The following is a 12,889-nucleotide window of genomic DNA, read 5'->3' as shown; positions in this document are numbered from 1 at the left end:
ATTACTTTAAATATTGTTTCGCATTCTCTAATGCTTCTTTGATTCCTTCTGGGTTTTTACCTCCTGCAGTAGCAAAAAATGGCTGTCCACCACCACCACCTTGGATGTATTTACCTAATTCTCGAACTATTTGCCCAGCATTAAGTTTTTTCTCATCTACCAAATTTTTAGACACATAACAAGACAACAAGGCTTTACCACTTTGCTCTGCTCCAAATACTACTACAATATTTTCGAGTTCTCCTCCCAGTTCAAAAGCTAAATCTTTAATACCAGCTGCATCAAGGTCTACTTTTTTCGCTAAAAATTTGATTCCGTTTATTTCTTCAAATTCAGATTTAAGATCTCCTTTTAAGTTTTTGGCTTTATCTTTAAGTAATGATTCGATTTGTTTTTTAAGACTGATATTTTCCTCTTGTAAAGATTCAATTGCTTTAACAGGGTCTTTTACATTCTTAAGGGCTGCTTTTACCTGATTATAAGATGCCGACTGAGTAGTAAAATACTCCTTAGCAGCATCACCTGTTATTGCTTCAATACGTCTAACCCCTGCGGCTATTGCACTCTCTGAAGTGATTTTAAAATGCCATATATCGCTAGTATTCTGTACGTGTGTTCCTCCACATAATTCCATAGATTCACCAAATCGAATTGCACGCACGGCATCGCCATATTTTTCACCAAACAAAGCAATAGCGCCATCCGCAATTGCCTGATCATAAGATATGCCACGTTGTTCATCTAATGGAAGATTTTCTCGAATTCTAGCATTTACAAAATCTTCAACTTCTTTTAATTCCTCTGTACTAACTTTAGCAAAGTGCGAGAAATCAAACCGCAAATTACCACTATGCACCATTGATCCTTTTTGTTCTACATGGGTTCCTAAAATAGATCGAAGTGCCTGATGCATTAAATGTGTCGCAGAATGATTTGAAGCGGTTCTTGCTCGTTGCTTACCATCTACAACAGCTTTAAACTCACCTTCTATTTTTTTGGGTAAACTTTTAGAAAAGTGAACAATCAGGTTATTCTCTTTTTTAGTATCCACAATATATACAACATCTCCATTAGTTGCTTCTAGATACCCTTTGTCTCCGACTTGCCCTCCTCCTTCGGGATAAAAAGGTGTTTTATCAAAAACCAATTGATATAGTTCTCCTTCTTTTTTACTAATCACCTTTCTGTAGCGAGTAACTTTTACATCTGCAGAAAGGCTATCATACCCAATAAAACCTTCTGGAGTATCTTTAATCAACTCTTCCCAATCACCTGTTGAAACCTGAGAAGCTGCTCTTGACCGTTCTTTTTGTTTCTGAAGTTCGATTTCAAAAGCTTTTTCATCTAATGTATATCCTTGTTCACTTAAAATTAGGGCCGTTAGATCGATAGGAAAACCAAAGGTATCGTATAATTCGAACGCTTTCTCTCCTGAAACCACTTTGCCTTTAGTCTTTTTAATAACAGTATCTAAAAGAGATAATCCTTGATCTAGTGTTCGCAAAAAAGAGTGTTCTTCTTCTTTAATCACATTCACTATTAAGTTTTTTTGCGCTTTTAATTCCGGAAAAGCATCACTCATCTGTTTACTAAGTGTTTCTACCAGCTTATAAATAAAAGGTTCCCTGGTATTCAAAAAAGTAAACCCATATCGAATCGCTCTACGTAAAATCCTTCTTATTACATAACCAGCACCTGTATTACTAGGTAATTGACCATCTGCTATCGAAAATGAAACTGCTCTTACATGATCTGCAATCACTCGAATTGCGACACTTACCTTGCCATCTTCATCTGCAGGCAGGCTATTCTTATCATAAGTAGTATTGGTAATCGTTTCAATCTCTCTAATCAAAGGAGTAAAAACATCGGTATCATAATTGGATTTAACACCTTGTAATGCCATACACAAACGTTCAAACCCCATTCCTGTATCTACGTGCTGTGCAGGTAGTTTTTCTAATGACCCATTCGCCCTTCTGTTATACTGCATAAAAACCAGGTTCCATACTTCTACAACTAAAGGATCATCCTGGTTTACTAATTCACGACCAGGAACTCTCTTTTTTTCTTCTTCGGATCTAAGATCAACATGAATCTCTGAACAAGGACCACAAGGGCCTTGATCTCCCATCTCCCAGAAATTATCTTTTTTATTACCCATGATGATGCGATCCTCGGGAACAATTGCGTTCCATAAATCATACGCCTCCTGATCCATCTCAAGGCTTTCATCTTTTGCACCTTCAAACACTGACACATATAGTATGTCTTTATCAATACCATATACCTCGGTTAATAACTCCCAGGCCCACTGGATTGCTTCTTTTTTAAAATAATCTCCAAAACTCCAGTTTCCAAGCATTTCGAACATGGTATGGTGATAGGTATCCATACCTACTTCTTCTAAGTCATTATGTTTACCACTTACTCGTAAACATTTTTGAGTATCTGTAATTCGATTATTTTTAGGGGTACCATTACCTAAAAAATATTCTTTGAATTGATTCATCCCAGCATTTGTAAACATCAAAGTAGGGTCATCTTTGATTACCATTGGTGCAGATGCCACGATGCTATGTTTTTTGGACTTAAAAAACTCTAAAAATTGATTTCTAACTTCTTGGGATTTCATAAATTCTATGTATTGCTATTTTATTTACACCAAAAACACGTTTAAACAACTGAAAAACAAATTATTAAGCAGGTTGACTCTAAAAAAAAATCAATCTATATTTGTCAGTTTTTTCTCGACTTTGCAACATTTTACTATATTTGTTGCGTTGTCTTGGTATTAAACAAGACTTTTTTGGTTGATATCCTGCAAAAATAGCATATTTTAGATTATGTCAAAGGTTAAATATTACTATGATAGTGACACACTTTCTTATCGCAAAATAGAGCAAAAGAAAGGGAGGAAATTTGGTATAGCTGCATTGGGTGTCATTGGCACTTTTTTAGCGGGCTTTGTTCTTCTTCTTATCTATCTTAATATCCCGCAATTAGAAACTCCTAAAGAAAAGAAATATAGAAGAGAGCTGGAAAACATGGTGTTTCAGTATAGTTTGATGAATAAAAGGCTAAATCGTAATGAGGAAATCCTAAAAGAAGTCGCAGAACGTGATGATAACATCTACCGCCTTTACTTTGGAGCTAATCCTATCCCAGGAGAGATACGTAATGCCGGATTTGGAGGTGTAAACAGATATAAAAATCTCGAAGGCTACGATAATTCTAATATGATTATAGAAAGTAGTGAACGAATTGATAAACTTACCAAACAAATTGTAGTTCAATCAAAGTCTCTTGATGAAATTGCAGAACTTGCCGAACAAAAAGAAGAATTATTAGCCACTATCCCTGCGATACAACCTATACAAAACTCAGATCTAAAACGGATGGCATCTGGTTACGGATGGAGAAGTGACCCATTTACAAAAGCAAAGAAATTTCATTATGGTATGGATTTCTCTGCATCTACAGGAACCCCGGTTTACGCTTCTGGTAATGGTGTCGTAAAAAGAGCTGATGCAAACTCTACGGGATATGGGAGACATATACGTATTGACCATGGTTTTAATTATATGAGTTTATATGCACATTTAAGCAAGTACAATGTAAAGAAAGGGCAAAAAGTTAAACGTGGTGATATTATCGGTTATGTTGGAAACACAGGTAGATCGGTTGCTCCACATTTACATTATGAGATCTTTAAAGATGGTAAAAAAATCAATCCTAGAAATTTTTACTACGGAAGTTTAACTCCTGAAGAATTTGCTGAAATGCTTAAGGCTTCTAACCTAATTAATGAAACTTTAGACTAAACATCAATGCGAAAAATACTTTTTTTTGTTATCATTTTTGGTTTCAGTTCTTCTATACAGGCCCAAAAATATTCAAAAGAAGTATTGGACTCTATGTATTCGATAGCTCAAAAAACTAAACTTGAACTAGAAAAACCGAAATACATCAAAATAATGGCTGTGGGTGATATCATGATGGGGACTAATTTCCCTAATGAAAGTTACTTACCACCAAAAGGCAAGGGCCCCTTTGATGATGTTAATTCTATTTTAACCCAGGCAGATATTCTTTTCGGTAATTTAGAAGGTACTCTTACCGACGAAGGCGAAAATGCCAAAAGATGCTCTGATCCATCAAAATGCTACTCGTTTAGATCACCAGAATCTTTTGGGGAATACCTTGAGGAGACCGGGTTTGATGTAATGAGTATCGCCAATAATCATATTGGTGATTTTGGCGAAATAGGAATTAAAAACACTTCAAAAACACTCGAAAAACATAACATTGCCTATGCAGGGATATTCGCTCAACCCTCCACAATTTTTGAAAAAAATGGAATTACTTATGGATTTTGCGCTTTTGCACCCAATAAAGATTGCATAAAAATTCATAACTTAACCAATGCAAAGAAAATTGTTGAAGAACTTAAACAAAAGGCAGATATAGTGATTGTTTCTTTTCACGGTGGAGCCGAAGGGCTAAAACATACCCATGTAACCAGAAAGACAGAACGTTTTTATGGTGAAGATCGTGGTAATGTATATAAATTTGCGCACACCATGATTGATGCTGGTGCAGATATGGTTATAGGCCATGGACCTCATGTTTCTAGAGCTTTTGAAGTATACAAAAACAAATTTATTGCCTATAGCTTAGGTAATTTTTGCACGTATTCGAGGTTTAATCTGGATGGAATTAAAGGATATGCACCAATCGCAGAAATTGAAATAGCCCTGGACGGAAATTTTGTTAAAGGTAAACTTCATTCTGCTAAGCAAATCGATGAAGTATACCCTTTTATAGATGAGAAAAAAAGAGCACTAAAAGAAATCAAAAAACTTACTTTAGAAGATTTCCCAGAAAGCAAGCTCCTTTTTGAAGAGGATGGAAGTTTTACACAACAAAAAGAATAATTATGTATGTAGACTTACCAAAAAAAATGTACTACGGTATCGGTGAAGTGGCTGAAGCATTTGATGTTAACGCTTCTCTAATTCGTTTTTGGGAAAAAGAATTTGATATTCTAAAACCAAAGAAAAATGCTAAAGGCAATCGAAAATTCACCCCAGAAGATATCAAAAATCTGGAATTGATATACCATTTGGTTAAAGAGCGAGGGTTTACATTAGAAGGTGCCAAAATCCACCTTAAAGAACAAAAACACGAAGCTCTGGATAGTTTTGATATCATTCGTAAACTAGAGTCTATTAAAGGGCAGCTTCTTAAAATTAAAGAACAACTTTAGCCTAAAATATGATTTAGTAATGGATACCTGTGTGGCGGGGTTGGTAAATTTCTGACTCAGAATAAACCTCAAACTTAACTTACTTCTTCCTAAAATATACCGAAACTGGCACTCCGTTAAAGTCAAATTCTCTACGTAATTGATTTTCGATAAAACGTTTATAAGGATCTCTGATATACTGAGGCAGATTACAGAAAAATGCAAATTGTGGCTGTGGTGTAGGCAGTTGTGTGATATATTTTATTTTTACATACTTACCCTTATATGCCGGTGGCGGGTTTCTTTCAATAATAGGTAATAAAATATCGTTAAGCTCACTTGTTTTGATCTTTTTGGATCTATTTTTATACACTTCTACTGCAGTTTCCATTGCTTTAAATAAACGCTGTTTGGTTAATGCAGATATAAATACAACAGGAACATCTGTAAAAGGTTCTATTTGCTTACGAATATATTTTTCGAAATCTTTTAGAGTATTACTTTCTTTATTTTCGATAAGGTCCCATTTATTTACCAAGATTACAACACCTTTTCGGTTACGTTCTGCGAGCCAAAATATGTTTTGTACCTGTCCGTCAAACCCTCTGGTTGCATCTACTACCAAAAGACAAACATCAGAATGTTCGATAGCACGAACTGATCTCATCACCGAATAAAATTCTAAGTCTTCTTTTACTTTTGATTTTCTTCGAATCCCGGCGGTATCCACCAAATTAAATTCGAACCCAAAACGGTTATACTTTGTATCAATTGCATCTCGAGTGGTTCCCGCAATATCTGTAACTATATAGCGATCCTCACCAATTAGGGCATTGATAAAAGATGATTTTCCTGCATTTGGTCTTCCGACTACTGCAAATCGTGGTAATTCATCTTCTTCTTGTTCTTCTTGCTTAGGTAACGCTTCGACCAATGCATCTAAAAGTTCACCTGTACCGCTTCCATTAATACTAGCAATAGTATAATATTCACCAAGGCCTAGACTATAAAATTCAACTGCATCTGTGGCTCTCTTGGCATTATCCACCTTATTAATCGCTAAAAATACGGGTTTATTAACTTTGCGAAGTAGTTTGGCCACGTCTTCATCCATTCCTGTAACACCAGACTCTACATCTACCATAAAGATAATAGCATCGGCTTCATCGATTGCCAATTCTACTTGTTTATCTATCTCTGCTTCAAAAATATCGTCACTTCCTACCACATACCCTCCTGTATCAATCAAAGAGAATTCTACGCCATTCCAGTCACTTTTTCCGTAATGACGATCACGTGTAACACCGCTTACTGCATCTACTATAGCCTCTCTTCTTTGAATTAAACGATTAAAGAAAGTTGACTTTCCGACATTAGGTCGCCCTACAATTGCCACTATACTACTCATTGGGATGTATTCTAAATTTTGTGCAAAATTAGACTTTTTTATTTCAGCACTACTATAAATGTAGAAATGTTTTGCTTTGATTGGACCGGCGTGGGTTAAAAAAATAAAAAGTCCAAAGGCCAATGTTTCAGGCCTATGGAACTTTTCATAATTGATAGTCAGTCAGTGAAATAATTACTTAACTCAAAGATACCAAGTATTTGGTCTAAGTTGGTTACTGTAAAACAACAAAGTTTTTATGGATGTTATTTAACCTCATAAATTGCCACAGAATTTGACACTTCATGGGTTACAATTACAAGGTTATTTCCTGTTGGGCTGTTGTAAATCCTAGAACAATATCTAACAAAAGCTCCTTACTATTCTAATAGATTTAAAAGATTAGAAGTATAATAAATTACAACTAATGTTCTATTCTTGGATACTTAAAAAAACAAAAACCCTGCCATATGGTGACAGGGGTTTAAAAAACTTTTATGAATAAAGTATTATTCTATAATTATTTTGCGCGCAATGTTTTCATTTTCTCCCACAATCATAACCACATACATTCCTGAAGATAATTCTGAAAATTGAGCAAGATTTACGTTTATAATACTTGCGCCTTTTGGCATATTTTCAACAATCACAGGTCCAACAGCAACCCCTGATAAATCATGGATTGATATCTTAACTTCTTGAGCATTATCAGAATTCATCGTTAAAGATAAGTTATCTGATGATTTTAAAACTGTTGGAAAAACACCTACAGCTCCTCTACCCTCACAGAAACGAATATCAACAAATAAATCATCCATACCAGTACAATTACCTTGAGTAATTTCTAATGTATAGGTAGTAGGTTCTATGGCAAGTATTTCGATAGACCTGGTCGTTTCTCCTGTAGACCATAGATATGAATCGGCTTCAATAGGAGAAGTAAGAGTTAATATTGTTCCTATACAAACTGATTCATCAGGTCCAAGATCAAGTGCTAAACCATCTGAAACAGAAACTACCACTTCATCGGTATCTTCTCCACAATCATTACAACCATTTACTGTAACAGAATATGTAGTATCTACCTCTGGAGATACCGTAATAGACGGAGTTGTTTCTCCGGTTGACCAAAGATATTCTATTCCATTTGGCGTAGACTGTAGACATTCAAGATTAATATTGAAATCCCCAAACGAATCAGGGTTTCCTTCTAAATTAAACCATCCTGACCCACCAAATACATTGGCAGTATATTCGAAAATATTCGCTCCAGCTCCTACTTGAAAAGCTTCTCCTCTTCTTGATATATCATAGCTTAATGAACCACCAACCTGGGCCACTGTACCGCTTATTTCGGTATAGTATATCCAATCTGTCGCATCTGCTGCTTGACATATATTTGCTTTAGGGCTTCCTACCGGAGGTGCCGAGGTTCTTCCTGAAAAAACGGCATCTACTTCAAAAGTTGTATTTGTAGAATTATATTCGAAAACATTACCTTTTAAGGTTGCTGTTCCATCTGCATTTTCTTTCCATACAAGACTTTCATTTCTCATCCATAACCTAGTACCATTATCGTTGATAAAGACTACAAACTGGTGCTGTCTACCTCTACAATAGTCTGTATCACCTACACCATACTCAACACACTCTTCGCAATCTCCTTCTCCCGTTACTGTTGCTGTTAATGTTACATCTTGTCCTATACAGATTTGCTGATCTTCTCCTGCATCTACCTGAAGACCATCTTTAATTATAACATTTACAGAATCTGTGGCTTCACAATCTTCACAGTCTTTTACTGTAACAGTATACGAAGTGTTTTCTTGTGGAGATACTGTTATACTAGGTGTTGTTTCTCCTGTTGACCATAAGTAGGTAACTTCACTTGTTTCGGAAGTAATACATGGCCCAATATTGATATTAAAATCACCTCTTTTAAAATCACTATCATTAGTAGTAAACCATCCTGAAGCACCATATCTCCCCACCTCATCCTCGGTAACATTGGCTCCATTACCTAATTGAAATGCAGGCCCCATTCTAGAAATATCGAATGACCAAGAACCATCTGTTTGACTAATAGTTCCGGTTACACCGGTATAATAAATCCATCCGTTTGAGTCTTCGGTATTACAAAAGTGATCTTTAGGGCTATCGGGTGGTGTAGTTGCAGTTCTTCCTGTATACGTAACATCTATTTCTAGAACAATCTGTGCATCATTATTATCTGCAACCGTTCCTTTTAATGTAGCCGTACCATCAGCAAATTCTTCCCACTTTAAATCTACATTAGAAAATCTTCTTACTATATTATTAGCATCGTCTTTTAACCAAAGTACATAATAAAAATCTTTACCACATCGATATGTGTTTTCTATACCATATTCTAAACAATCATTACATTCTGATTGCCCGGATACTGTAGCAGTAAGTGTTACTTCGTTAGTACCACAAGATTCTACATCATCACCTGCATCTACTGACAACATGCAACTAGTATCATCAATAACACTACTAGGTTGGTTTATTGCAGAAACATCAGTGTTTTTATTAGCTACCATAGTAAAACTAGTAGCAAAAATAAAAACGGCCATTAGCACATAGCCTAAACACGTAGATGAGATATTACTCGTCATCGGTTTTAGGTTATATCCGTTAATTTTACGTGTAATTTTTAACATTTGACTGTTGTTTTAATAATTCAAAAAAATGAATTTGTTTATTAATTTATTTTAGGTTTTGCAGTTTTATAATACACTATTTTAGCTAATAGTAGAATATCGAAGCACAAACCTGATATCGCACTACTTAAAATAGTAAAAAGCCTTTTCTTAATGATTTAATAAAGTGTGAAGAAGTATTTTCATAACATATTAAGGTTGTTTAGGTTAAGTTTTGGACTGCTAAAATATGTATTAACCGTTGAAGATCAACAACAAACAACAATAAAAACGTTGAAGAACAAAAAAATATCCATGAAATGCATTTTTTAAATGTTTGTCTTACACTAAAAACCGTTTTCTTACAATAGTTTCGTCTTCTATTTAGTGTTAATTAAATTGGAGTAATTTACACCTCTATAGATGATAGATTTCTTCTATAAAAAAGCAAAGAGATATCATAAATTAAAAGCCTGTCGTAACATTACGACAGGCTTTTAGTATTTATAGATTTAAGTATCGTAACTACTTATTACTTATTACGATTCTTTCAGTTTTAACCCAATTATTACCCACAATTCTAAGAACATACATTCCATCATGCACTTTATATTGATTAAGATCAATGTTGATCTGAGCATTGTTATTTATAGATGTTTTTGTTGTTGAACCTATTACTCTACCTGTAAGATCATAAAGCGTTGTAGTGACATCTTGATTTTCATTTAAATAAAGATCAACATGTAGCGTACTACTCTGGCTTAATAGCGTAGGATAGACTTTAGTTGTCTCTATCGCAACATCAGTTTTAGATCGACCTTGGCAATTAATAACTGTTACATTAATGATATCTGTATCTTCTCCGCAACCTGTACAACCGGTTATAGTTACTTCGTATGTTGTATCTTCTTCTGGAGCTACATTAATCGCCTGAGTTGTTTCTCCTGTTGACCAAAGATATTCTATTCCTTTTGGTTCATATTTCACACATTCGAGATTGATGTTAAAATCTCCAAACGATGTAGGGTCACCTTCTAGATTAAACCATCCTGATCCACCAAATACATTAGCTGTATATTCGAAAATATTAGCTCCTGCACCTACCTGAAAAGCTTCTCCTCTTCTTGATATATCATAACTTAATGAACCATCAACCTGGGTAACAGTACCGCTTATTTCTGTATAATACACCCAACCTGAAGAATCAGCTCCCTGGCATAAATTTGCTTTAGGACTACCTTCTGGAGGGAGAACAGTTCTTCCTGAAAAAACAGCATCAACTACAAAAGTTGTATTCGTAGAATTATACTCGAAAACATTACCTTTTAAGGTCGCTGTTCCATCTGCATTTTCTTTCCATACCAAATCTACATTTCTCATCCATAACCTAGTGCCTTTATCATTGATAAATACTACAAACTGGTGATGTCTACCTCTACAATAGTCGGTATCACCCACACCATACTCTACACATTCTTCGCACTCTCCTTGACCATCTACTGTAGCCACTAACGTTATTTCTTCTCCTTTACAGATGTCCTGATCCTCACCGGCGTCGACCTGTGGGGGATCACTTAAGATTACATCAACAGAGTCTGAAGCAGTACAACCTGAGCAGTCTTCTACTGTAACCGTATACGTAGTGTTTTCTTGTGGTGATACTGTGATACTTGGCGTTGTTTCTCCGGTTGACCATAAATAAGTAACTTCATTACTAGTTACCACATCAATACATTCACCAATATTAATATTAAAATCACCTCTTTTATACCTATTATCTGTAGTATTAAACCATCCGGATGCTCCATATTTTCCCACCTCATCTTCAGTGATATTGGCTCCATTACCTAATTGAAAAGCTGGCCCCATTCTAGAAATATCAAAAGACCATGAACCATCTGTTTTGGTGAGTGTTCCTGATACACCAGTATAATACACCCATCCTTCTGCAGTTTCTTCATGACAGAAATGATCTTTTGGACTGCCGGGTGGAGTCTGTACTGTTCTTCCGGAATACGTAACATCTACTTCTAAAGTAGTTTGCGAGCTATTGTTCTCTATAACGGTTCCTTTAAGAGTTGCCGTCCCGTCTTCAAATTCTTGCCACACTAAGTCTACATTTCTAAATCGTCTTACTCTATTTCTATGGTCATCTTTTAACCACAACACATAGTATAAATCTCTCTCACAACGATATGTATTTTCTATACCATAAGCAATACAATCTGTACATTCTGATTCTCCAGAAACAGTTGCAGTTATTGTAATTTCATCTCCTTCACATACTTCTTGATCTTCTCCTGCATCAACTTCCAGGTTAATTTTTTCGACTTTTACTTCATCTGTAGCTACGCAGTTTTCACAATCTTGCACTTCTACTGTATACGTACCAGGTTCGCTAACGGTGATCGTCTGAGTTGTTTCTCCTGTAGACCATAAATAAGAAACTTCGCTGGTTTTTTCCTCACAGTACCCAAGATTAAAATTGAAATCTCCAATTTTGTATTTATTATCTGTAGTATTAAACCAACCAGAAGCGCCCAATCTTCTTCTATTTTTTTCAGTAATATTTGCCCCTTTACCTAATTGAAAAGCCGGTCCTCTTTCTGAAATATTAAAAGACCATGAACCATTTCGTTTTTTGATGGTTCCGCTTACTTTGGTATAATACACCCATCCTTGAGAATTCTCATTGTTACACCAATGATTTTTCGGACTACCGTTAGGGGTATCCGTTGTTTTTCCCGAATAGGTAACATCTACAAATAAAACATCTCTTCTATTTCTTATATTTTTGACCTTACCTTTTAGGGTTGCGGTTCCATCAGGGTTCTCTATCCATGATAAACCGCCGTCTCTATAATATTTTGTTTTATTTCTTCCGTCTGAAAGCCATAGAACATATCTTTTGTTGTTTTTACAATGCTTAGTATTTACAATGTCATACTGCACGCAACATTCTGCCGCTCCCGAAACATTAGCGGTTAAAGTAACATCTCCATTATTACATGAAGACACATCATTACCCGCGTCTACTGTAAGTCTGCACTCACCATGTGTTTCTTCGAGGTAATTATCAAAAGAATCTTTGTTTATTTTATTTTCTTCCATGAAGTTAAAAGAAGAAAAGAGAAAAATCGAGATACAAAAAACAGAGGCTATTCCCATTTTAGCCATTGTTTTTTGCAAAAATCCAGGGTTGGTTGTTAGTTTTTTCATTGTTGTTGTTTTTTGCTAAAAATTTTAAAATTGTAATCCATTCATGACTAAGAAATTCGTGTGATGAATCTTAGTATCATACTATCCATTAACCTTTGGTACGGCAATGTGATATAAGGGCTAAGTTCCCATACTCATCCCTGATCAAATCAAATAAATTTATTGTTATTAAATATGTGGAGAAAGTAGTGTTTATACCATATAAAACCTTTTAAATTAGGGTTCTAAAGTATATATAAACTCCTGAATAACAAGTTGAAAAAAAGAAAAAACGTTAAAATACCAATTGAATCCACAGGCAGCACAAAAACCCTAAAGTAAGAGCGTAAAGGATTACAAAAAAGCCGTTATTTAAGGGGTGATTTCCCCTAA

Annotated in this window: 7 protein-coding genes; 3 read left to right on the top strand and 4 right to left on the bottom strand. The window is 35.2% G+C overall.

Features of this window, described 5'->3' with window-relative positions:
- Position 1: 1 nt before the first annotated feature.
- Positions 2 to 2,635 (bottom strand): alanine--tRNA ligase, encoded by a 2,634-nt coding sequence (gene alaS, locus ABW637_RS07180; protein WP_367583970.1) that lies wholly within the window; start codon positions 2,633 to 2,635, stop codon positions 2 to 4.
- 211 nt (positions 2,636 to 2,846) lie between these two features.
- Here alaS and ABW637_RS07175 point away from each other — a divergent pair, with 211 nt between their 5' ends.
- Genes ABW637_RS07175 through ABW637_RS07165 form a run of 3 tightly spaced genes read left to right on the top strand, consistent with a single transcriptional unit; the run spans position 2,847 to position 5,269 of the window.
- Positions 2,847 to 3,824 carry a M23 family metallopeptidase gene (locus tag ABW637_RS07175; protein WP_367583969.1) on the top strand — a complete coding sequence of 326 codons (978 nt, stop codon included), beginning with the start codon at positions 2,847 to 2,849 and terminating at the stop codon, positions 3,822 to 3,824.
- Between the two features lie 6 nt (positions 3,825 to 3,830).
- A complete protein-coding gene (locus tag ABW637_RS07170) occupies positions 3,831 to 4,937 on the top strand; it encodes a CapA family protein (protein ID WP_367583968.1) in 1,107 nt (368 codons plus the stop codon).
- Between the two features lie 2 nt (positions 4,938 to 4,939).
- Complete coding sequence (locus ABW637_RS07165; RefSeq protein WP_201916383.1) at positions 4,940 to 5,269, top strand: MerR family transcriptional regulator; 330 nt, start codon at positions 4,940 to 4,942, stop codon at positions 5,267 to 5,269.
- 79 nt (positions 5,270 to 5,348) lie between these two features.
- Here ABW637_RS07165 and der read toward each other — a convergent pair whose 3' ends face one another.
- From der to ABW637_RS07150, 3 genes are all read right to left on the bottom strand, one after another.
- Complete coding sequence (der, locus tag ABW637_RS07160) at positions 5,349 to 6,656, bottom strand: ribosome biogenesis GTPase Der (protein ID WP_367583967.1); 1,308 nt, start codon at positions 6,654 to 6,656, stop codon at positions 5,349 to 5,351.
- A 488-nt stretch (positions 6,657 to 7,144) separates the two neighbouring features.
- Positions 7,145 to 9,319 (bottom strand): SP85-like N-terminal domain-containing protein, encoded by a 2,175-nt coding sequence (locus ABW637_RS07155; RefSeq protein WP_367583966.1) that lies wholly within the window; start codon positions 9,317 to 9,319, stop codon positions 7,145 to 7,147.
- Positions 9,320 to 9,823: 504 nt separating this feature from the next.
- Positions 9,824 to 12,517 carry an SP85-like N-terminal domain-containing protein gene (locus ABW637_RS07150; protein ID WP_367583965.1) on the bottom strand — a complete coding sequence of 898 codons (2,694 nt, stop codon included), beginning with the start codon at positions 12,515 to 12,517 and terminating at the stop codon, positions 9,824 to 9,826.
- Between the last annotated feature and the right edge of the window lie 372 nt (positions 12,518 to 12,889).

This window comes from Aquimarina penaris, assembly GCF_040786285.1.
In the GTDB taxonomy this organism is placed as follows: Bacteria; Bacteroidota; Bacteroidia; order Flavobacteriales; family Flavobacteriaceae; genus Aquimarina.
The sequence above is the reverse complement of the archived record's forward strand: the minus strand, read 5'-3'. Positions and strand labels throughout refer to the sequence as shown.